At 69.8% G+C, this 21,596-nt stretch carries 16 protein-coding genes; 13 read left to right on the plus strand and 3 right to left on the minus strand.

Going from position 1 to position 21,596, the window contains the following annotated elements:
- Positions 1–2: 2 nt before the first annotated feature.
- Together Q7C18_RS15480 and Q7C18_RS15485 are read right to left on the minus strand one after the other, a co-directional pair.
- Positions 3–1,499 carry a long-chain fatty acid--CoA ligase gene (locus tag Q7C18_RS15480; protein ID WP_311026140.1) on the minus strand — a complete coding sequence of 499 codons (1,497 nt, stop codon included), beginning with the start codon at positions 1,497–1,499 and terminating at the stop codon, positions 3–5.
- Between the two features lie 62 nt (positions 1,500–1,561).
- Entirely contained in the window at positions 1,562–2,983 is a 1,422-nt protein-coding gene (locus Q7C18_RS15485) for a GntP family permease (RefSeq protein WP_311026141.1), read from the minus strand.
- Positions 2,984–3,175: 192 nt separating this feature from the next.
- Between Q7C18_RS15485 and Q7C18_RS15490 the strand changes: the two genes are divergently transcribed.
- From Q7C18_RS15490 to pheT, 3 genes are all read left to right on the plus strand, one after another.
- A complete protein-coding gene (locus Q7C18_RS15490; RefSeq protein WP_311026142.1) occupies positions 3,176–4,333 on the plus strand; it encodes a helix-turn-helix domain-containing protein in 1,158 nt (385 codons plus the stop codon).
- A 250-nt stretch (positions 4,334–4,583) separates the two neighbouring features.
- Positions 4,584–5,684, plus strand: coding sequence for a phenylalanine--tRNA ligase subunit alpha (gene pheS / locus Q7C18_RS15495; protein WP_311026143.1), 1,101 nt, complete (start codon positions 4,584–4,586; stop codon positions 5,682–5,684).
- Between the two features lie 4 nt (positions 5,685–5,688).
- Positions 5,689–8,226: a phenylalanine--tRNA ligase subunit beta gene (gene pheT, locus Q7C18_RS15500; protein WP_311026144.1), complete on the plus strand. Its 2,538-nt coding sequence runs from the start codon at positions 5,689–5,691 to the stop codon at positions 8,224–8,226.
- A gap of 89 nt (positions 8,227–8,315) precedes the next feature.
- On the opposite strand, the gene Q7C18_RS15505 is transcribed toward pheT, so the two are convergent.
- Positions 8,316–9,323: a quinone oxidoreductase gene (locus Q7C18_RS15505; protein ID WP_070159143.1), complete on the minus strand. Its 1,008-nt coding sequence runs from the start codon at positions 9,321–9,323 to the stop codon at positions 8,316–8,318.
- A 107-nt stretch (positions 9,324–9,430) separates the two neighbouring features.
- Here Q7C18_RS15505 and argC point away from each other — a divergent pair, with 107 nt between their 5' ends.
- The 10 genes from argC (at position 9,431) to Q7C18_RS15555 (ending at position 21,595) form a co-directional block, all read left to right on the plus strand.
- The gene (argC, locus tag Q7C18_RS15510; RefSeq protein ID WP_311026145.1) at positions 9,431–10,462 is read left to right on the plus strand and encodes an N-acetyl-gamma-glutamyl-phosphate reductase; all 1,032 of its coding nucleotides are present in this window, start codon (positions 9,431–9,433) and stop codon (positions 10,460–10,462) included.
- Positions 10,459–11,625 carry a bifunctional glutamate N-acetyltransferase/amino-acid acetyltransferase ArgJ gene (gene argJ / locus Q7C18_RS15515; RefSeq protein ID WP_311026146.1) on the plus strand — a complete coding sequence of 389 codons (1,167 nt, stop codon included), beginning with the start codon at positions 10,459–10,461 and terminating at the stop codon, positions 11,623–11,625. The genes argC and argJ overlap by 4 nt, the downstream gene beginning before the upstream one ends.
- Positions 11,626–11,651: 26 nt before the next feature.
- Positions 11,652–12,596 (plus strand): acetylglutamate kinase, encoded by a 945-nt coding sequence (argB, locus tag Q7C18_RS15520; RefSeq protein WP_396954382.1) that lies wholly within the window; start codon positions 11,652–11,654, stop codon positions 12,594–12,596.
- The gene (locus tag Q7C18_RS15525) at positions 12,593–13,897 is read left to right on the plus strand and encodes an acetylornithine transaminase (protein ID WP_311026148.1); all 1,305 of its coding nucleotides are present in this window, start codon (positions 12,593–12,595) and stop codon (positions 13,895–13,897) included. The genes argB and Q7C18_RS15525 overlap by 4 nt, the downstream gene beginning before the upstream one ends.
- Positions 13,894–14,886 (plus strand): ornithine carbamoyltransferase, encoded by a 993-nt coding sequence (gene argF, locus Q7C18_RS15530; RefSeq protein WP_311026149.1) that lies wholly within the window; start codon positions 13,894–13,896, stop codon positions 14,884–14,886. The genes Q7C18_RS15525 and argF overlap by 4 nt, the downstream gene beginning before the upstream one ends.
- Positions 14,883–15,416: an arginine repressor gene (locus Q7C18_RS15535; protein ID WP_311026150.1), complete on the plus strand. Its 534-nt coding sequence runs from the start codon at positions 14,883–14,885 to the stop codon at positions 15,414–15,416. The genes argF and Q7C18_RS15535 overlap by 4 nt, the downstream gene beginning before the upstream one ends.
- A gap of 131 nt (positions 15,417–15,547) precedes the next feature.
- Positions 15,548–17,068, plus strand: coding sequence for an FAD binding domain-containing protein (locus Q7C18_RS15540; protein ID WP_311026151.1), 1,521 nt, complete (start codon positions 15,548–15,550; stop codon positions 17,066–17,068).
- Positions 17,065–19,461 (plus strand): xanthine dehydrogenase molybdopterin binding subunit, encoded by a 2,397-nt coding sequence (gene xdhB, locus Q7C18_RS15545; RefSeq protein ID WP_311026152.1) that lies wholly within the window; start codon positions 17,065–17,067, stop codon positions 19,459–19,461. Before Q7C18_RS15540 ends, xdhB begins: the two co-directional genes overlap by 4 nt.
- Before the next feature lie 2 nt (positions 19,462–19,463).
- Positions 19,464–20,294, plus strand: a complete 831-nt coding sequence (gene xdhC / locus Q7C18_RS15550; protein ID WP_311026153.1) for a xanthine dehydrogenase accessory protein XdhC — start codon at positions 19,464–19,466, stop codon at positions 20,292–20,294.
- On the plus strand, positions 20,291–21,595 hold the full coding sequence (locus tag Q7C18_RS15555; RefSeq protein ID WP_311026154.1) for a guanine deaminase: 1,305 nt from the start codon (positions 20,291–20,293) through the stop codon (positions 21,593–21,595). Before xdhC ends, Q7C18_RS15555 begins: the two co-directional genes overlap by 4 nt.
- The last annotated feature ends 1 nt before the right edge of the window (position 21,596 follow it).

Here is a 21,596-nt window from a genome sequence, read left to right on the forward strand (position 1 = left end):
GCCTACGAGTCGACGTCGGGCAGCGTGATCTCACGCTTCTGGATCTTCCCGGTGGGGCCCTTCGGCAGCTCGTCCACGAGCCAGAGCAGGCGCGGGTACTTGTACGGCGCCACCTGCCCCTTCACGAAGTCCCGTAGCTCGGACTCAGTGACCTTCGCCCCGGGGCGAAGGGTGACCAGTGCGGCGACCTCTTCGCCGAGCTCGGGATGCGGCAAGCCGACCACCGCGGCCTCCGCCACTGCGGAGTGCTCGTGGAGGACCTCCTCGATCTCTCGCGGGTAGACATTGAAGCCGCCACGAATGACCAGGTCCTTCTTGCGGTCCACGACGAAGAAGAAGCCGTCGTCGTCCACGCGGCCTATGTCCCCGGTCCGGAACCATCCGTCCTCGGAGATCGCCGCTGAGGTGGCTTCTCCATTGCCCCAGTAACCCTTCATCACATTGTGACCGCGGATCGCGATCTCGCCGACCTGGTCGACTCCCAGGGGCGTGCCGTCCTCATCGACGATCTGCATCTCGACCCCGGTGACGGGGGTGCCGATGGATCCTGGCTTGCGCGCGGTTCCGGGTTTGTTGAAAGACGCCACCGGCGAGGTCTCCGAGAGCCCGTAGCCCTCGAGCACCTCACAGCCGAACCTCTCCTCAAAGTGACGCAGGACCTTCACCGGCAATGCGGCGCCTCCGGAGACGCAGATGCGCAGTGTCGGCAGTGCTGGTGCCCCATCGACAGCGAGGAAGCCGCTGTACATGGTGGGCACGCCGGCGAAGACAGTCACCCCGTGTTCGACCATGAGTTCGAGTGCAGCTGCCGGAGCGAACCGGGAGAGGAGGACCAGGCTCGCGCCTGCTGCAACTGTGGCGTTGAGGGTGACCGTCTGCCCGAAGGAGTGGAAGAGCGGCAGTCCGCCGAAGACGACGTCCTCGTCCCCGAGGCGGAGCAGGTCGTGCTGGGTGACTTCGACGTTGCGGAGCAAGTTGCGATGGGTGAGTTCGGCCCCCTTGGGCTGGCCTGTCGTTCCGGAGGTGTAGAGGATGACTGCGGTGTCTTCTGGATCCCTGTCGACCACTGCATCGATCGCCTCGTACTCATCCAGAAATTCCAGAGAAGCATCGTCGGAGAGGATGACGGGCACCGGCTCCCCAACCTGGGCGGCGCCCGCGGCCGCCTCATCGGCGGCGGTGTCCCATGCAAGGAGCAGTGCTACACCCGAGTCCGCGAGGTAGTGCGCGACGTCCCGAGCTTTGAGCAACGGATTCATCGGTACGACGACTGCTCCAGCTCGCAGCACCCCGTAGTAGTAGAAAGTGAACTCCGGGACGTTCGGCAACATCACACCCACCCGATCACCCGGCCCTACACCGTGATGGGCCAGCAGGCCAGCGACCCGCCGGCTCGCGTGCTCGATCTTCGCGTATGAGGTGCGTCGCTGGCCCATCACCAGGGCGGTGCTGTCGGCGGACCGCGTGGCCGAGGCGACCAGCACATCGGCGAGGTTCATCAGGTGCTCCTAGTCTCTGAGGTGATGAGGTTCTCGGGCCATGAGGAATGGGGCCCATCCGATCAGAACGTCCCGACTGCGGTGACGAGTGTCACCAACCCGACCGTGACGCTCAGCGGAAGGACGATCGTCACGACGCCGAGATCCCGGTAGGACTGGCGATGGGTCAGACCGCAGACGAGCAGGATGGTGATGACCGCCCCAGAATGGGGAAGCGAATCCAATCCGCCGGCAGCCATCACCGTCAGTCGGTGCATCGCCTCCATGCTGATGCCCTCTGTGGCCGCCTGGTCCTGCAGTTCCGCGCCCAGTGCATTGAGGGCGATGGTCATGCCCCCGGAGGATGATCCGGTGATCCCGGCCGTGACGTTGTTGGCGATGACTGATGTCCACAGCGCATTGAAGCCGACATCGAGTACCGAGTCGCGGATCAGAGCGAATGCGGCCAATGAGGCGATCACGGCGCCGTAGGCGACCTCGGAGGCGACGCTGAATGCCGGCAGCAGAGAGCCCTTCATCCCGTCGACGATAGAGTCCTTGATCGTGGCCGCGTGCTGGTAGTTGAGGGCGACCAGGACGATGATTCCGGACAGGATCGCCACCATGACGGCCCACAGGCCTGCCCGATCATCAAGCGTGATGCCGCCGAATCTCTCGTCCTCCAGGGAGGACCACTCGAGCGCAGGGAAGATCAGCAACGTGCAGCTGAAGTTCACCAGGACGACTGCAAGCAGGGGAAGGAACGGGAACAGCTTGTTCGGTGCGACGAGGCTCTCGTTCTGCCCCTTCCGGGGGGAGTCAGCGTCGGAGGAACCGCTCGTGGCAGGAGCACTCTCCGGACTGTCGAAATGCTCGCCGGCGATGACCATCGATCGCTTGCGACGCTCCAAGTAGAGGAGGCCCAGGATGAGGATGGCCGTGCCTCCCAGGAGGCCGACACCTGGAGCGGCGTAGGCATTGGTCCCGAAGAACTGCCCGGGAATGATGTTCTGGATGGCCGGCGTTCCCGGCAACGCAGTCAGAGTGAAAGTGCCAGCACCGAGCCCGATCGCGGCAGGGATCAGTCGTCGAGGGAAGTCGGCGGCGCGGAAGATCTCCCGCGCCAGCGGGTACATCACGAATACGACGACGAATACGCTGATTCCGCCGTAGGTCATGAGTGCCGAGGTGATCACGGTCGCGGCAACGGCACTGCGGCTCCCGACGACGGAGACCACCGCCTTCGCGATGGCTGCCGCATAGCCGGTGACAGTCATCAGCACCCCGAAGATCGCCCCGAGCAGGAAGACGGGGAAGAAGCTTCCGATGAATCCACCCATGGCGGGCATGAAGACCTCGGTGTACGAGGCCAGAATCGGTGCCCCGGAGAAGAGCACGGCCACAGTCGAGGCGATGGGCGCTGCGAAGATCACCGGCATCCCCCGATACGCCAAGGTGATCAGAGTGGCAAGGGACAGGAGGACTCCCGCGATGGCTAGGGTCATGAGCCAACTCCTCGAGACTCGATTGCACGTGACGTTCGTCACGACTCATTCAGGCTAGCGGGAGTCTGGGCACACCGTCGGCGTCCTTGATGACCCAATTCTTTGGAGAAAAGTGTCTCGGCAGACACCATCGTCCGAGTAGAGGAGTAGTCTGCACAGATGACTGAATTCACCGAGGAGTCCCTCAATGAGATGACCCGGACAGTCGTAGCCCGAGTGAAGGAAGTGCTGCCCAGCCTGACCGACCGGGTCCTCGGGATCATGCTCAGCGACATCCCCTTCTACGCCTCCGGGGCGGTGGGTGAGGAAGGCGAGATCCGAGAGCGGTTGTCGAACAACATCGGCGCCGCGGTGGAGGCGCTCAATCACCGTCGCCACGATCCGACTCAGGCGATGGCCACCGGACGCCTCAGAGCTCAGCAGGAGGCGCCTCTGGCGGATGTCCTGAGTGCCTATCGGCTGGCATTCGGCGAAATCTGGAACGAGGCGGTCCGAGTCTCCCGCACTACTCCGACCATCCCGGCGGAGGCTCTGGTCGACCTCTCCTCGGCCATCTTCAGGTTGCACAACATGGAGTCCGAGGCGTTGACCCATGCGTTCCACGCTGAGACCCAGCACATCCTGCTGACCCGCGAGCGAGAGCGCACCGCGATGGTCGACGTGTTGTTCTCCGACGATGTAGGCCCGGGCACCTTGCTTGAGGCGGCGCGGTCGCTGGGCCTGCCGATGGACGGATCGTTCCTCGTGGTGGCCGGCGAGAGCGAACTGGGACGGGATCCTATGCCCCGGATCGAGCCAGCCCTCGTACTGATCGGCGTCCCTTCCGTATGGCGCCTGCACCGAGAAATCTCCGTCGGCCTTCTGAACCTGCCGGGCCCGGGGTCCAGCGAGGCCGCCGTCAGGATCGTGGGGGAGAATGCGTCCGCGGCAGTGGGGGTCAGCCCCGTCTTCGGAACGCTCTCACGGGCGCCCTGGGGCCTGAATCTCGCACGCGTAGCTCTCAGGCAGGCGTCCGGTTCACCCGCTGTCCAGCAATTCCAGCTCAATCCACTCAATCTTCTGGTGGCGGCTTCACCCGGGGCTGCCATGGAGGCGGCTCGATCCGTCCTAGGTGGCATCCTGCGACTGGGTGCGGACCGCCGGGAGCTCTTGCTTGAGACGTTGGACGTTTGGGTGGAGGCGGGCGGCTCCGCCGGTCGTGCTGCGGACATCCTGTACTGCCACCCCAACACGATTCGTAAGCGCCTGAAGAGGATAGAGAAGGTCACGGAGCGAAGTCTCACTCATCCGAGCGATGTCGCGGAACTGGTCGCCGCAGGAAGGGCCTGGCGCCACTTCCGGGAGCCGTGACGCAAAGACCGGACTCGGTCGGCCGCTCAACGCTCGGAGGTGACGTCGATCCGACGTCCTAGACGAGAAGATCCCACATCCTCGTCACATCAGAGATCGGTGGCGCGCCATGAGCGGGACGCGCGCAGCACCTTCGCGGAAGCTGTCAGAACACGGGTTCGAGACGGCGTCGTGACTCGACTCGGCAGCCTGGCGGGCCAGCGCATAAACTGACCGGGATCGTCCCCATTCCGCTCACAGTTGGAGAAGCATGTCCAGGACTGACACCAGCCCCGAGGTCCAGGAGCAGGAGGCCGCGTCCGCCGCTGACCGCGCGGCGCCGCATCCGCTCGACGAGAACGCCGTCGAGACCTGCGTCCAGAATGCCCTCGCCGCCTTCGACGAGGCTGCAGACCTCGACCAGCTCAAGGAGGCGCGACTGGCCCACACGGGTGAGAAGTCCCCGATCGTGCTGGCCAACCGGCAGATCAAGGACCTCGCCAAAGACGAGAAGAAGGACGCCGGCAAGCTTCTCGGCGGCGCCCGCGGCCGCATCCAGAAGGCGCTCGCCGTCCGGACCGAGGTGCTGGAAACCGAGCATGCCGAGCGGATCCTCGTGGAGGAAGCCGTCGACGTCACCGCCGCGCCCCGACGTCGCCCCCTCGGAGCCCGCCACCCCCTGACCGTTCTGCAGGAGCGGGTCTGTGACGTCTTCGTCGGCATGGGCTGGGAGATCGCTGAAGGGCCTGAGGTGGAGTCCGAGTGGTTCAACTTCGATGCGCTGAACTTCGACCCGGACCACCCGGCCCGAGAGATGCAGGACACCTTCTTCGTGGAGCCCAAGGACTCCCATCTGGTGCTGCGCACCCACACCTCTCCGGTGCAGGTCCGCTCCCTCCTCGAACGGGAGCTGCCGGTCTACGTGCTGTGCCCCGGCAAGACGTTCCGCACCGACGAGCTGGACGCCACCCACACTCCGGTGTTCCACCAGTTCGAGGGCCTCGCCGTGGACAAGGGTCTCACCATGGCCGACCTGCGCGGCACCCTGGAGCACTTCGCCCGCCAGATGTTCGGACCGGAGGCGGCCATCCGCCTGCGCCCGTCCTACTTCCCGTTCACCGAGCCGAGCGCGGAGATGGACATCTGGCACCCCGGGGCCACAGGTGGCCCGCAGTGGATCGAATGGGGAGGCTGCGGCATGGTCAACCCCAACGTCCTGCGGGCGGCCGGTGTGGACCCGGAGGTCTACACCGGGTTCGCCTTCGGCATGGGTGTGGAACGCACGCTCATGTTCCGCAACGACGTCTCCGACATGCGCGACATGATCGAAGGCGATGTCCGTTTCAGCCAGCACTTCGGAATGGAGGTCTGAGGGCATGCGCATCCCCCTGTCCTGGCTTCGTGAACTCACCCAGCTCCCGGCGGACGCCACGCCGGAGGACCTCATGGCCGACCTGGTCCGCGTCGGACTCGAGGAGGAGGACGTCCACCGTCCTTCCGACGAGATCTCCGGGCCCATCGTCGTCGGGGAGGTCCTGGAGAAGACCCCCGAGCCGCAGAGCAACGGCAAGACCATCAACTGGTGTCGGGTCCGCGTGGTCCCGGAGGACCAGGAACAGGCCCTCACCGGGGACGGCATCTCGCCCGACGGCGTCCAGGGCGTGGTCTGCGGCGCCCACAACTTCGAGGTCGGGGACAAGGTCGTGGTGACCCTGCCCGGCGCCGTGCTGCCAGGTGACTTCCGGATCAGCGCGCGGAAGACCTACGGACACGTCTCGGCCGGCATGATCGCCTCGGTCCGTGAGCTCGGCATCGGCGAGGACCACGACGGCATCCTCGTGCTCTCCACCCTCGGACTGGACCCGGAGATCGGCTCCGATGCTCTGGAGCTGCTCGGGCTGGACGATTCCGCCGCGGAGATCAACGTGACCCCGGACCGCGGCTACGCGTTCTCCATGCGCGGTGTGGCGCGCGAATACGCCCACGCCACGGGGACCTCCTTCACGGATCCGGCCTCCACTGTCGAGGTCCGCACCGACGGCACCCCGGGGCACGAGGTGCTGCTGGAGGACGAGGCGCCCATCTACGGCGTCGCCGGCTGTGACCGTTTCGTCGCGCGCAAGGTCGAGGATGTCGACGTCGATGCGCCCACCCCGCCGTGGATGGCAGCCCGGCTCCGACTGGCCGGGATGCGGCCGATCTCCCTGCCGGTGGACATCTCCAACTACGTGATGTGGGAGCTCGGCCAGCCGCTGCACTTCTACGATGCCGAGACGCTGCGCGGCCCGATCCGGGTCCGCCGCGCTCAGGCCGGCGAGACGCTGACCACCCTGGACGAGAAAGCCCGTCAGCTCCATGCCGAGGACCTGGTGATCGCCGACGACCGCGGCGCGATCGGCATCGCCGGGGTCATGGGCGGCGCGGAGACCGAAGTGGGGGAGGGCACCACCAGCATCCTCATCGAGGCGGCACACTTCGACCCGGTCAGCGTCAGCCGCAGCAAGCGCCGCCACAAGCTGCCCTCCGAGGCGTCGAAGCGCAACGAACGCGGCGTGGACCCGCTGCTGCCGGCGGTCGCCGCTCAGCGGGCGGTGGACCTGCTGGTCCAGCTGGCAGGCGGGACGGACACCGGTGAGGTCACCGCAGTCGGAGCTCCCCGGCTGCCCGAGCCCATCGCGCTGGATCCGGCGCTGCCCGCCCGGGTCGTCGGCGTGGACTACACCCGAGACCAGGTCGTGGCCACGCTGGAGGAGATCGGCGCCCAGGTGGAGGACGCCGGGGAGACGCTGCGGGTCACCCCGCCCAGCTGGCGTCCCGACCTCACGATCCCGGAGGCGCTGGTCGAGGAGATCGCACGCCTGATCGGCTACGACCAGATCCCCTCCCGGCTTCCGGTCGCCCCGGCCGGCCGGGGCCTGACCCGCGAGCAGCAGCGGCGCCGCCAGGTGCTCAGCGGCATGGCGGCGGCAGGCTTCACCGAGACGCTGAGCTATCCGTTCTACTCGGAGGAGGCCAATTCCCTCTTCGGTCGCGCCGACGAGGGCGAGCTGGACATGCTGCGCCTGGCCAATCCGATCGCCGCCCAGCACGGCACCCTGCGCACCACGGTGCTCCCGGGGCTGCTGGACACGCTGCGTCGCAACGTCTCCCGCGGATTCGCCGACCTCGCGCTCTATGAGGCGGGGCTGGTGTATCTGCCGGGCGAGACCGTGGGCAGTCCGAGCATCCCGCCGCTGGGCGCCCGCCCGGGTGACGACGCGCTGGCCGGGCTGGAGGCGGGGATCCCCCGCCAGCCGTGGCATCTGGCCGTCGCGGTGGCCGGCTCGGAGCCGGCACCCACCCCCGGGCAGCCGGGGCGTGTCCGAGACTGGGCCGACGCTGTGGACGCCGCCCGCACCGCCGCAGAGCTTCTCGGCGTGGACCTCACGGTGCGGCAGGGGCATCACCAGGCTTTCCACCCCGGGCGCACCGCGGAGCTGGTGGTCGACGGCGCCGTCGTCGGTCACGCGGGCGAGCTGCACCCGAAGGTGGCCGAGGGCTGGGACCTTCCGGCGCGCACCGCCGTGATGGAGCTGGACCTCAGTGCCCTGCTGGCGGCGGCACCGGAGAAGGTGGTGGCGGAGCAGATCTCCACGTTCCCGCCGTCCACACAGGACGTCTCGCTCATCGTGGAGGAGTCCCTGCCCGCCGGCGAGCTGCAGTCCACGCTGGCATCGGGCGCCGGCGAGCTGCTCGAGGAGATCCGGCTCTTCGACGTCTACTCCGGAGAGGGGATTGAGCCCGGTAGGAAGTCGCTGGCCTATGCCCTGCGATTCCGGGCCGAGGACCGCACCCTGACCGCCGAAGAGACCTCCGAGGCCCGGGAGGCGGCCGTGGCGCTGGCGACCGCACGCCATGGCGCCGTCCAGCGCTGAGACCCAGCCCAGACGACGTCGGCCCCTCGCCCTGGTGATCCAGGGAGAGGGTCCGACGTCGTCTGCGGGGTATGTGTGGGAAGGCGGGGTCAGGGGACCAGCAGCAGTTTGCCCGTGGTCCTGCGGTTCTCGAGGTCGTCATGGGCGCGGCCGGCCTCGGCCAGGGGGTAGCTTCCGCCGATGCTCAGGGTCAGGTCCCCGGAGGTCAGCGCCTTGAAGAGCTCGGAGAACCGCCAGGCGCGCTCCTCGGCATTGCGGAGGTACCACTGCAGTGACGGGCGGGTCACGAACAGCCCTCCGCGGCGGTTGAGCTCCTGGAGGTCGAAGGGCGGGACCTGGCCGGAGGCCCCGCCGAAGAGCACCAGGGTGCCGCGCACGCCCAAGCTCTCGAGGGAGCCGGTGAAGGTGTCGCGGCCGACGCCGTCGTAGACCACCGAGACGCCTTCGCCCTTGGTGATCTCGCGGACCTCGTCGGCGAAGGTGTCGTAGCTCAGCACGTAGTCCGCGCCGGCGGCCTGGGCGATCTCCGCCTTCTCGGCAGTGGAGGTGGTGGTGATGACCCGGGCGCCCTTGGCCTTGAGCAGCTGGGTGAGGATCTGGCCGACGCCGCCGGCGCCGGCGTGGGTCAGCACGGTCTCGCCCGGTGCCACCCGGTAGGTGGAGTTGATCAGGTAGTGGGCGGTCGCGCCCTGCAGGGGGAGGGCGGCGGCCTGCTCGTCGGTGACCTCGTCGGGGACCGGGACGGCTTTGGCGGCGTCGATCAGGAAATGGGTGGCGTAGGTGCCGGTGGCCGCCTCGCTGGTGGTGACCCGTCGGCCGATCTCCAGGCCCTCGACGGCCTCTCCGGCGGCGATGATGGTGCCGGTGCCCTCGCCACCGGGGACGAAGGGGTGCTCCACGGGATAGACCCCGCTGCGCTGGTAGGTCTCGATGAAGTTGACTCCCGCGGCCGCGGTCTCCACCAGGACCTGGCCGGGGCCGGGCTCGGGCAGGGAGACCTCCACCGTGCTGAACACTTCAGTTCCGCCGGCCTGCTCGGTGCGCGTCACGCGTGCGGCACTGGGCAGGTCCTCGGGGAAGACGCTCTGTTCGTTCATGCGGGTCAGACTATCGAAGTCGGCTGGACATGAAGAACGAGATCCCGCCCGCGCCCCCCATGCATAAATATTGATATGCCTGCATACATGTGCGTAGACTGGCAGGCATGACGTACTCGATCGCTGTCTCCGGCGCCTCCGGCTATGCCGGAGGCGAAGTGCTCCGCCTGCTCGCCGGGCATCCCGAGGTCGAGATCGGCGCGGTCACCGCGCACTCCTCGGCCGGGGAGGCCCTCGGCTCCCTCCAGCCCCATCTGCGACCGCTGGCGGAGAAGACCATCCTGGAGACCACGGCCGAGAACCTCGCCGGCCACGACGTCGTCTTCCTCGCCCTGCCGCACGGGGCCAGCGGCGAGATCGCGGCCCAGCTGCCCGAGGACGTCCTCGTCATCGACGCCGCAGCCGACCATCGACTGGAGTCCGCTGAGGCCTGGGAGGCGTTCTACGGCTCCGCGCACCAGGGAACCTGGCCGTACGGACTGCCGGAGCTGCCCGGGCAGCGCGAGAAGCTCACCGGGGCCCGACGCATCGCCGTACCCGGCTGCTATCCCACCACGATCCTGCTCGGCCTGGCGCCGGCCTTCGCCGCAGGCCTGGTCGAGCCCACCGACGTCGTCATCGTCGCCGCCACCGGGACCTCCGGAGCTGGGAAGTCGCTGAAGCCCCATCTGTTGGGATCCGAGGTGATGGGCGGGATGAGCCCCTACGGCGTGGGCGGCGTGCACCGCCACACCCCGGAGATCGAGCAGGGACTCAGCACCGTGGCCGGCACCGGGGTGAAGATCTCGTTCACCCCGACGCTGGCGCCTATGGCCCGCGGCATCCTGGCCACCTCCACCGCCCGGCTCGCCGACGGCGCCACGGCCTCCGCCCTGCGGGAGGCCTATGCCACCCGCTACGACGACGAGCCTTTCGTCCATCTGCTGCCGGAGGGGCAGTGGCCTGCTACGAAGCAGGTGGTCGGGTCCAACCACGTCACCGTCCAGCTCGCCGTCGACGAACGCGCAGGACGGCTGATCGTGGTCTCGGCCAGCGACAACCTCACCAAGGGCACCGCCGGCGGTGCCGTCCAGTCCATGAACCTCGCCCTGGGCCTCGACGAGACCCTCGGGCTGAACCTGTTGGGAGTCTCCCCATGAGCGTCACCGCAGCCGCCGGCTTCACCGCCGCAGGCGTCACCGCCGGTCTGAAGAGCGCCGGACGCGACCTCGCCCTGGTGGTCAACACCGGTCCGCAGCGCCACGCCGCGGCTGTGTTCACGAGCAACCGGGTCGCCGCCGCGCCCGTGCTGTGGTCCCGACAGGCCGTCAGCGACGGCCGAGCGGACGCCGTCGTGCTCAACTCCGGCGGCGCCAACGCCTGCACCGGGCCGGAGGGCTTCGCCGACACCCACCACACTGCTGAACGGGTGGCTCAGGCCCTGGACATCTCCGCCCAGGACGTGCTGGTCTGCTCCACCGGGCTGATCGGTGAGCGGCTGAACATGGACGCTCTGCTGCCCGCCGTGGATGCGGCCGCCGCGGCCCTGACCGATGACGACGGCGCGGCCGCCGCCGCTGCCGAGGCGATCCGCACCACCGACACCGTCTCCAAGACGGCCCAGTCCGGCGGGACCGGCTTCGTCGTCGGCGGCATGGCCAAAGGGGCCGGCATGCTCGCCCCCGGCATGGCCACCATGCTCGCGGTGCTCACCACCGACGCCGTGATCACCCAGCCGGATCTGGACGCCGCACTGCGCGAGGCCGTGCGGGTCAGCTTCAACCGGGCCGACTCGGACGGCTGCATGTCCACCAACGACACCGTGGTCGCCCTGGCCTCCGGCGCACACCCTGAGGCTGACGCCTCCGGTGTGGACCTCAGCGAGTTCCAGGCGGCGCTCACCGAGGTCTGCCGTGATCTCGCCGCGCAGCTGATCGCCGATGCCGAGGGCGCGCATCACGAGATCGCCATCACCACGATCCATGCCGCCAACGAGGACGAGGCTGAGACCGCCGGACGCGCGGTGGCCCGGTCCAACCTCTTCAAGACCGCGATCTTCGGCCGGGACCCCAACTGGGGGCGCATCCTCTCCGCCGTGGGCACCACCGATGTGGCCTTCGACCCGGCCACGATCGACGTCGCGGTCAACGGCGTGTGGATCTGCCGCGGCGGCGGGATCGGGGAGGACCGCTCCCTGGTGGACCTCAGCGGACGCCAGGTGGAGATCACCATCGACCTGAAGTCCGGGGACGCCGAGGCCACCATCCTCACCAACGACCTCACGCACGACTACGTCCACGAGAACAGCGCCTACTCCAGCTGAGCCGATCCACCTGAGGGGAACCCGTGATCGAGAAGACCACCAGCCTGCAGCCCCGCGAGCGGGATCCGCGCGCCGACGCCGGCGCCAAGGCCGCCACGCTCATCGAGGCGCTGCCCTGGATCCAGAAGTTCGCCGGCGAGACCATCGTGATCAAGTACGGCGGCAACGCCATGGTCGACGATGAGCTGCGTCGTGCCTTCGCCGAGGACGTGGTCTTCCTGCGCCACGTGGGGGTCAACCCGGTGGTGGTCCACGGCGGCGGCCCGCAGATCAACGCCATGCTGGAGACCGTCGGCGTGGAGTCCGAGTTCCGGGCCGGCTACCGGGTCACGACGCCGGAGGCCATGGATGTGGTGCGCATGGTGCTGACCGGCCAGGTGGGACGGGAGCTGATCGGCCTGATCAACAGCCACGGCCCCTATGCGGTGGGTCTCTCGGGGGAGGACGCCGCCCTGCTGCGCGCCCGGCGCAAGACCGCCCACCTCGGTGGGGAGGAGATCGACCTCGGCCTGGTCGGCGAGGTCACCGGGGTCAATCCCGCCGCCGTGGAGGATCTGCTCGCGGCCAAGCGCATCCCGGTGATCTCCACCGTCGCCCCGGAGTTCGACGACGCCGGTCAGCCCACCGGCGAGGTGCTCAACGTCAATGCGGATCTGGCGGCCGCCGCCGTGGCCTCCGCCCTGGGAGCCGCCAAGCTGGTCATGCTCACCGATGTGGAGGGCCTCTACGCTGACTGGCCGGACCGGTCGTCGCTGATCTCCTCGCTGTCCGCCTCCGACCTGCGCGCCATGCTGCCGGAGCTGCAGTCCGGGATGATCCCGAAGATGACAGCCGCACTCACCGCCGTGGACGGCGGGGTCCCGAGGGCTCACATCGTCGACGGCCGCGCCCCCCATTCGATGCTGCTGGAGATCGTCACCACCGAGGGCGTCGGCACCCAGGTGGTCCCGGACGAGGAGGTCACCCCATGACCGCGCCGCATCAGCCGAGCAGCCACCAGCCGAGCGCTCACCGTCCGACCACGGAGGAGCTCACCACCTCCGCCCTGGCCGAGGCGCAGCCCGACCAGGCCCTGCTGGAGCGCTACCGGGAGTCCCTGCTGGGCGTCTTCGGGACCCCGCAGCGGGTCCTGGTGCGCGGCTCCGGAGCCACCGTGTGGGACGCGGACGGACGAGAGTACCTGGACCTGCTGGCCGGGATCGCGGTCAACGCGCTGGGCCACGCCCACCCGCTGATCACCTCCGTGGTGGCCAGCCAGTCGGCCACCCTGGGGCACATCTCCAACTTCTTCACCAGTCCCACCCAGGTCGCCCTGGCCGAGAAGCTTCTGCAGCTGTCTGCGGCACCCGAGGGCTCCAAGGTGTTCTTCACCAACTCCGGCACCGAGTCCAACGAGGCCGCCTTCAAGCTCGCCCGACGGCATGGCGGGGCGGACCGTCCGCGCATCATCGCGCTGGAGGACGGCTTCCACGGTCGCTCCATGGGAGCCCTGGCGCTGACCTGGAAGCCCGCCCATCGGGAACCCTTCGAACCGCTGCCGGGCGGTGTCGAGTGGGTGCCCGCCGGTGACGTGGAGGCGCTGCGCCAGGCGGTCGACCCCACGGTGGCCGCCGTCGTCGTCGAAGCCGTCCAGGGAGAGGCCGGGGTCCGCGGGATGCCGGAGGGGTACCTCCAGGCCGTCCGGGAGATCACCCGGGAGGCCGGCGCGCTGATGATCGTCGACGAAGTCCAGACCGGGGTGGGCCGCACCGGGGAGTGGTTCGCGTCCACCGACGCGCGGCCCGACGCCATGACGCTGGCCAAGGGCCTCGGCGGCGGATTCCCCATCGGTGCCATGATCACCTTCGGCGAGCAGGTCAGCGGGCTGCTCTCCGCCGGACAGCACGGCACCACCTTCGGTGGGAACCCGGTGGCGACGGCGGCGGCGCTGGCGACCATCCACGCCCTGGAGTCCGGGGACGTCCTGCAGAACGTGCGTCGGGTCGGCGCGGCGACGGCGGCGGCTCTGGAGCAGCTGGAGCTGGTCACCGAGGTCCGGGCCCATGGCCTGCTGATCGGCTTCGACGTCGACGGCGGCGATCGTGGGGACGACGGCGGCCCCGCCCTCGCCCCGGCGATGGTGTCGGCCGCGCTGGAAGCCGGCTTCATCATCAACGCCCCGGGACCGCACACGCTGCGGCTCGCCCCGCCGCTGACCATCACCGAGACCCAGATGATGCGCTTCGTGGACGCCTTGCCCGGGATCCACCGCGCTGCGAAGGAGACCCTATGACCCGCCACTTCCTCACCGACCTGGACCTCAGCCCCGAGGAGCTGGGCCGGGTCCTGACCCTGGCAGCGGCCATGAAGGCCGCCCCCTACGCGATCACGCCGCTGGCGGGACCGCAGACCGCGGCCGTCTACTTCGACAAGACGTCCACCCGGACCCGGATCTCCTTCGCCGCAGGCATCTCCGCCCTCGGTGGGGCGCCGCTGATCATCAATCCGGGGGAGTCCCAGCTGGGCCACAAGGAGTCGATCAGCGACACCGCGAAGGTCCTGGAGCGCATGGTCTCGCTGATCATCTGGCGCACCTATGAGCAGTCCGGTCTGGAGGAGATGGCCGCCCACAGCCGCGTGCCGGTCATCAACGCGCTCTCCGACGACTACCACCCCTGCCAGCTGGTGGCGGACCTGCTCACGGTCCGAGAGCATCTGGGCGAGCTGACGGGGCGCTCCCTGGCGTATCTGGGGGATGCGGCGAACAACATGGCCAACTCGTACCTGCTGGCCGGAGCCAACGCCGGCATGGACGTGCGCATCGCCGGACCCGAGGGATACCAGCCGGCCGAGGAGATCGTCTCCGCCGCCCGCGTGCGGGCCGCGGAGACCGGCGGCTCGGTGACCATCACCACCGAGGCCTCCGAGGCGCTGGCTGGGGCCGACGTCGTGGCCACCGACACCTGGATCTCCATGGGGCAGGAGGACGAGAAGGAGCAGCGGCTGCAGCTCTTCGGGGACTATCGGGTCGATGCGGCCGCGCTGGCGCAGGCGGCCGAGGGCGCGATCGTGCTGCACTGCTTGCCGGCGTATCGGGAGGCGGAGATCAGCGCCGAGGTCATCGACGGCCCGCAGTCGGTGGTCTGGGACGAGGCGGAGAACCGGCTGCACGCGCAGAAGGCCCTCATGGCCTGGCTGCTGGTGGAGTCAGGCCTGGCCGACGAGGAGACGGTGGCGCTGGTGCGTGCCGGCGAACGTGGCGAGGAGCTGCCGCGACGATGAGCACGCAGAGCACCCCCACCACCAAGACCGCCCGGCATGCCAAGATCCGGGAGCTGATCACTCGTGGCACCGTCCGGTCGCAGGGCGAGCTGGTGGAGCAGCTCGCCGAGGAGGGAGTGCGGGTGACCCAGGGGACGCTGTCCCGGGACCTGGTGGAGATCGGCGCCGCAAGGGTGCGGGGAGCCGACGGGGCGCTCATCTACGCCGTCCCCGCCGAAGGCCATGAGCGTGAGTTCCAGGCGGATCAGACGGAGGCCACCACGCTGGCCCGTCTGGTGGGCCTGTGTCGGGACCTGCTGGTCTCGGCGGAGGCCAGCGCCAACCTGGTCATCCTCAGGACGCCGCCGGGGGCCGCGCAGTTCCTGGCCAGCGCGGTCGACCATGCCGGTCTCCGGGACGTGCTGGGCACCATCGCCGGGGATGACACCATCATGCTGGTCACCGCCGGGCCGCAGAGCGGTCCGGTGCTCGCGGAACGCTTCCGCGCCTTCGCGGAAGGACGGGACCCTGAAGCGGACGAGGCGTCCTGACCCGCGACACTGCATCTCCGCATCGCGGAATATGCTCTCCGTTCTGGATCGTCACGTGTGATACTGGTCTCGTCGGTCGCTCCGCAGACCCTGGCGGGGGCTCGGCCGACGACCTCGACCAGGAGCACAGGATGACGACGAACCCGATCCGGATCACCGTCAACGCTCGTGAGCGGGTGCAGGCGGCGCCCCCTCGGATGAGCCTGCTGGACTGGCTGCGCGGGCTCGGACTGACCGGCGCGAAGGAGGGCTGCGCCGAGGGAGAGTGCGGCGCCTGCGCCGTGTTGGTGGCCCGCCCCGACGGCGGCGCCTCCGTCCGGTGGACTGCGGTCAACTCCTGCCTGCCGCCGGCTGCGGCTCTCGACGGCCAAGAGATCGTCACCGCGGAAGGCCTCGCCGACGGCGCGGACGGCCTCCACCCCGTCCAGCAGGAGATGGCGCAGCGCGGGGGATCCCAATGCGGATACTGCACCCCCGGATTCATCTGCTCGATGGCCGCCGAGTTCTACCGGCCCGAACGGCGGGCCACCGGCGACGACGATGCTGACGAGGGTGTTGACGGCTCGTCCGGCGTCTCCGCGCCCTGCGGCGACTCGCACGGCCCGAACGGCTTCGACCTGCACGCCCTGAGCGGCAACCTGTGCCGCTGCACCGGCTACCGGCCCATCCGGGACGCCGCCTATGCGCTGGGTCGGCCGCACCCTGAAGACCCGCTGGCGCGCCGCTGTGCCTCCGCCGCACCTGCGGCCGCGACGACGTCGGTGGCCGCCGAGGACGGCTGGTTCCTCCGTCCGGCGACCCTGGCGGAGGCTCTGGACCGGCTCGCCCAGGACCCTGAGACGGTGGTGATCGCCGGCGCCACCGACCTCGGAGTGGAGCGGAACATCCGGCACGCCCGCCCTCGCAGCCTGCTGGCGATCGACCATCTGCCCGAACTGCAGGCGATCACCTGGGCGGATGACGCCGTCGAGATCGGCGCGGCCGCGACCCTCTCAGAGATCGAGCGCACCGTCTCCGGCCGCGTCCCGCTGGTGGCCCAGCTGCTCCCGCAGTTCGCCTCGCGGCTGATCAGGAACAGCGCCACCCTCGGCGGCAATCTGGGCACGGCCTCGCCCATCGGCGACGCCGCCCCGGCACTGCTCGCCTTGGATGCGGAGCTGGACCTGGTCTCCGCCGACGGGCGGCGGACGGTCCCGCTGAAGGACTTCTTCACCGGGTATCGGCAGACCGTGCGGACGGCCGGGGAGCTCATCCGGGCGGTGCGGATCCCCCTGCCTCTGCAGCCGCACACCGCATTCCACAAGATCGCCAAGCGGCGGTTCGACGACATCTCCTCGGTGGCCGTGGCCTACGCCGTGACGCTGCGCGACGGGCACGTCGACGATGTCCGCATCGGACTCGGCGGGGTGGCCGCCACGCCGCTGCGTGCGCTGGCCGCGGAGGACGCCCTGCGCGGCCGGGAGTGGACGCCCGCGACCGTCGACGAGGCGGCGTCGGTCCTGCGGGCCGAGGGCACGCCGATGGACGATCTGCGGGCCAGTGCGGACTACCGCGCCGAGATGCTCGCCCAGAGCCTGCACCGGTTCCTCGCCGAGCGGGAGGACCGCGAGGATCGTCCCGAGGAGCCCGTGAAGGAGGAGACGAGGCCATGACGTCGCAGACCGACCCTCAGATCCGGCCTGAGTCCCCGTCCGAGCACCGCGGCGTCGGCGCCGCCGAACCGCATGAGAGCGCGGCCCTGCACGTGACGGGAGCAGCCCAGTACACCGACGACATCGCCGTCCGCGACCCGCGGACCCTGCACGCCTGGCCCGTCCAGGCTCCGCATGCCCATGCTCGCGTGCTGGCCCTGGACACTGCGGGTGCTCGCGCCGTCGACGGCGTCGTGGAGGTGCTCACCGCCGAGCACGTCCCCGGCATCAACGACGCCGGGGTGAAGGGTGACGAACCGCTCTTTCCGCGGGTGGTGATGTTCCACGGGCACGCCGTGTGCTGGGTGCTGGGGGAGACCCAGGAGGCCGCCCGGCGGGGTGCCGAGGCCGTCGTCGTAGACTACGAACCCCTGGACGCGCTGATCACCCTGGACGAGGCGATCGCCGCGGAGAGCTTCCAGGGCCGGCAGCCGGTGCTGCGCCGCGGCGATGTCGGCACCGGTCTCGCGGAGGCGCCCCGCCGCTTCTCGGGGACGTTCTCCTTCGGCGGCCAGGAGCACTTCTACCTGGAGACCCACGCGTCCCTCGCCCTGGTGGACGAGGCCGGGCAGGTGATGGTCCACAGCTCCACCCAGCACCCCACCGAGACGCAGGAGATCGTGGCCCACGTGCTGGGGGTCGCCTCCCATGAGGTGACGGTCCAGGCGCTGAGGATGGGCGGAGGCTTCGGCGGCAAGGAGATGCAGCCCCATGGTCTGGCCGCGGTCGCCGCGCTCGGAGCGGTGCGTACGGGCCGCCCGGTCCGCGTGCGCCTGACCCGCACCCAGGACATCACGATGACCGGCAAGCGCCACCCCTTCGCCGCGCAGTGGGAGGTGGGCTTCGACGACGCCGGCCGCCTCCGGGCGCTGAAGGCGGTCATCACCTCGGACGGCGGGTGGTCCCTGGACCTCTCCGAGCCGGTGCTCTCGCGGGCCCTGTGCCACATCGACAACGCTTATCTCATCCCGGCCGTGGAGGTCCTGGGCCGGATCGCGAAGACGCATAAGACCTCGCAGACCGCCTTCCGCGGATTCGGAGGGCCGCAGGGGATGCTCATCATCGAGGACATCCTGGGGCGGTGCGCGCCGCTGCTGGGGCTGGCCCCGGACGAGCTGCGGCGCCGGAACCTCTACCGCCCCGGAGACGTCACTCCCTATGGGCAGCCCGTGCGGCACGCCGAACGTCTCGGCGACATCTGGGACCAGCTGGAGGATCGCGCCGACGTCGTGTCCCGACGTCGGCAGGTGGAGGAGTTCAACGCCCGGCATGGCCACCGGAAGCGCGGACTGGCACTGACCCCGGTGAAGTTCGGGATCTCCTTCAACTTCACCGCCTTCAACCAGGCCGGCGCCCTGGTGCACGTCTACAAGGACGGCTCGGTGCTCATCAACCACGGCGGCACGGAGATGGGCCAGGGGCTGCACACCAAGATGCGGCAGGTGGCGGCCACGGCTCTGGGCCTGCCGCTGGAGCAGGTGCGTCTGGCCCCGACCCGCACGGACAAGGTGCCCAACACCTCCGCCACGGCGGCCAGCTCGGGCGCGGACCTCAACGGCGGAGCCGTGAGGAACGCCTGCGAGCAGATTCGCCAGAGGCTGGCGGAGGTGGCCTCTCGGCGGCTCGGGGTCCACTCCCATGACGTCCGATTCTCCGACGGCGAGGTTCGGGGGCTGGGGACCGAGCCGGTGAGTTTCGCCGACGTCGTGCGGGACGCCTATCTGCAGCGGGTCCAGCTCTTCGCCGCCGGCTACCACCGCACCGAGGGCATCCACTGGGACCCGGTGGCGATGCGAGGCGAACCGTTCAAGTACTTCGCCTACGGTGCGGCCGTCAGCGAGGTCGAGGTGGACGGCTTCACCGGAGCCCACCGGCTGCTCCGCACCGACATCCTCCACGACGTCGGCGACTCGCTGTCCCCGCTGATCGATGTGGGCCAGATCGAGGGCGGCTTCGTCCAGGGCGTCGGGTGGCTGACCCTGGAGGACCTCCGCTGGGACGAAGGCGACTCGCCGGGACGCGGCCGGGTGCTCTCCCAGGCGGCGAGCACCTATAAGCTCCCCAGCTTCTCGGAGATGCCGGAGGACTTCACGGTGCATCTCTACGAACGCGCCACCGAGCCCGGGGTGGTGTACGGATCCAAGGCGGTGGGGGAGCCTCCCCTCATGCTGGCCTTCAGCGTCCGGGAGGCGCTGCGGGCCGCGGTGGCCGCCTTCGGCCCCGGCGGATCCTCGGTGGAGCTGCCCAGTCCGGCCACCCCGGAGGCGGTGTTCTGGGCGTTGCGGCGTGCCCGGGAGGCGGCAGGGGACGAGGCGGCGCGGGATGAGGCCGCAGAGCCGGTGAGCGGCGGCTGACGGTGGAGCTGACGGGTGACTGGCATGAGGAGCTGGGCCGGCTGCGGGCTCGGGGCCGGGCGGGCGTGCTCGTCACCGTGCTGAGCACCCGCGGTCACGCCCCGCGGGAGGCGGGGGCCAAGATGGTCGTCGCCGCGGACGGCTCCTGGGACAGCATCGGGGGAGGGAACCTCGAGCAGACCGCCATCGAGCATGCCCGATCCCTGCTGGCCCCGGGGTCGGAGAGCCCCCAGATCCTGGAGCTGTCCCTGACCGAGCATGCGCCTGCCGTCCACGGTCGTCAGTGCTGCGGTGGGCAGGTCTCGCTGCTCTTCGAACGGATCGGTGCGCCGCCGGTCGTGGCGATCTTCGGCGTCGGCCACGTAGGCCTGGAGACGGCGCGGATGTTCTCTCGCCTGTCCGTGACCCTGCACCTGGTGGACAGCCGCGAGGAACAGGCGGGCCGGGCCCGCGCCCTGGACCTGACGGAGTCTCGGGCCCAGGTGGAGGTCCACCACGCCCCGGCCCCGGAGACGGTGATGGCGCAGCTGCCCGCGGGGGCCCACGTGCTGATCATGACCCATGACCACGCCGAGGACCTGTTCCTGTGTGAGGCCGCCCTGGGGCGGGAGGATCTCGGCTACGCGGGGCTCATCGGGTCACGGGCGAAATGGGCCCGGTTCCGTCGTCGGCTGCAGGAGAGCGGGCACCCCGAGGAGCACCTCGACCGCATCACCTGCCCCATCGGGCTCTCTGAGGTGCCCGGCAAGGACCCGGTGAGCATCGCGGTCAGCGTCGTGGCGGACTATCTGCGCCGTGGGTCCGTCGGAGCTCCTGGGGGAGCGAGCGCATGACGATCTATCGGGCGCAGGTGTTGGACACTCCAGGGGAGCTGGGAGACCCTGACGCGTTGCGGGCGGACCACGACTGCGCCCTGGTCGTCGAGGACGGGGTGATCGTCGCCCGGACCGGGCTCGACGCCGCCGTCGCCGGCCATCCCGGTCACGAGGTCGTGGATCTTCGCGACGGCGTTCTGCTGCCCGGCCTGGTGGACACCCACGTCCACTTCCCCCAGATCCGCGTCATCGGCGGGCTCGGGATGCCCTTGTTGGAGTGGCTCGACCAGTGCGCGCTGCCCGAGGAGGAGAGGTTGGCCGAGGCGACGCATGCCCAGGCGGTGGCCGAGGACTTCCTCTCCTCCGTGGTGCGGTCCGGGACGACGTCGGCGCTGGTCTTCGGCTCCCACTTCCCGGCGGCGATGGACGTGCTCTTCACGCAGGCGGAGCGGATCGGACTGCGGATGACCTCCGGCCTGGTGGTCAGCGACCGCCTCCTCCCGGAGAGCCTGCTGGTCACCCCGGAGCGGGCTCTGGAGGCCGGCCGGACCCTGGCGGGGCGATGGCATGGCCGAGGACGGCTGCGCTATGCGGTCACTCCGCGGTTCTCGCTCTCGGCGAGCCAGGAGATGCTGCGGTCGTGCGGTGAGCTGCTCGCCGCGGGAGCGGGCACGGGGCCGGGCGACGAGGGTCTCTGGTTCACCTCGCATGTCAATGAGAACCCGGCGGAGATCGCCGCCGTGCGCGAGCTGTTTCCAGAGGCCCGGGACTACGTGGACACCTATGACCGGGCCGGGCTGCTGAGCTCACGTGCGGTGCTGGCCCATGATGTGCATCCCACGGAGGAGGAGCTGGTCATCCTGGGGGAGCGGGGTGCAGCGGTGGCCCACTGCCCGACGTCGAACTTCTCCCTCGGCAGCGGGCTGTTCCCCTGGCGGCGCCATCGGGACGCGGGCGTGCCGGTCGCGCTGGGCACCGATGTCGGCGCCGGGGCGGGGTTCTTCCTGGTGGCGGAAGGCCTGCAGGCCTATTTCGGGCAGCGTCTGCTCGGTGCTGAGGGCTTGGACCTGCGCCCCTCGGACCTGCTGCATCTGGCGACACGTTCCGGCGCTCAGGTGCTGGGACTGGCCGAGGAGATCGGGGATCTGTCGGTGGGACGTCATTTCGACGCGGTGCTGGTGCGGCCCCAGACGGGCGGGACGCTGGAGCAGGTCCTGCCTTACGCCCGTGATGCGCAGGATGTGGTGGCGAAGATCTTCTCGCTGGGCTCAGCGGCGGATGTGGCCGGTGTCTGGATCGGCGGGGCTCCCGTGGGATGAC

The sequence above is a fragment of the Nesterenkonia sp. CL21 genome (assembly GCF_031705515.1).
Lineage (GTDB): Bacteria > Actinomycetota > Actinomycetes > Actinomycetales > Micrococcaceae > Nesterenkonia > Nesterenkonia aethiopica.

Excerpts from the sequence above, each read along its gene's own strand:
- pheT (WP_311026144.1), top strand. The coding sequence starts at position 5,689 with ATGCGCATCCCCCTGTCCTGGCTTCGTGAACTCACCCAGCTCCCGGCG.
- pheS (WP_311026143.1), top strand. The coding sequence starts at position 4,584 with ATGTCCAGGACTGACACCAGCCCCGAGGTCCAGGAGCAGGAGGCCGCG.
- Q7C18_RS15485 (WP_311026141.1), bottom strand. The coding sequence starts at position 2,983 with ATGACCCTAGCCATCGCGGGAGTCCTCCTGTCCCTTGCCACTCTGATC.
- Q7C18_RS15555 (WP_311026154.1), top strand. The coding sequence starts at position 20,291 with ATGACGATCTATCGGGCGCAGGTGTTGGACACTCCAGGGGAGCTGGGA.
- Q7C18_RS15490 (WP_311026142.1), top strand. The coding sequence starts at position 3,176 with ATGACCCGGACAGTCGTAGCCCGAGTGAAGGAAGTGCTGCCCAGCCTG.
- argF (WP_311026149.1), top strand. The coding sequence starts at position 13,894 with ATGACCCGCCACTTCCTCACCGACCTGGACCTCAGCCCCGAGGAGCTG.
- Q7C18_RS15525 (WP_311026148.1), top strand. The coding sequence starts at position 12,593 with ATGACCGCGCCGCATCAGCCGAGCAGCCACCAGCCGAGCGCTCACCGT.
- xdhB (WP_311026152.1), top strand. The coding sequence starts at position 17,065 with ATGACGTCGCAGACCGACCCTCAGATCCGGCCTGAGTCCCCGTCCGAG.
- Q7C18_RS15505 (WP_070159143.1), bottom strand. The coding sequence starts at position 9,323 with ATGAACGAACAGAGCGTCTTCCCCGAGGACCTGCCCAGTGCCGCACGC.
- Q7C18_RS15535 (WP_311026150.1), top strand. The coding sequence starts at position 14,883 with ATGAGCACGCAGAGCACCCCCACCACCAAGACCGCCCGGCATGCCAAG.
- Q7C18_RS15480 (WP_311026140.1), bottom strand. The coding sequence starts at position 1,499 with ATGAACCTCGCCGATGTGCTGGTCGCCTCGGCCACGCGGTCCGCCGAC.
- Q7C18_RS15540 (WP_311026151.1), top strand. The coding sequence starts at position 15,548 with ATGACGACGAACCCGATCCGGATCACCGTCAACGCTCGTGAGCGGGTG.
- argJ (WP_311026146.1), top strand. The coding sequence starts at position 10,459 with ATGAGCGTCACCGCAGCCGCCGGCTTCACCGCCGCAGGCGTCACCGCC.
- argC (WP_311026145.1), top strand. The coding sequence starts at position 9,431 with ATGACGTACTCGATCGCTGTCTCCGGCGCCTCCGGCTATGCCGGAGGC.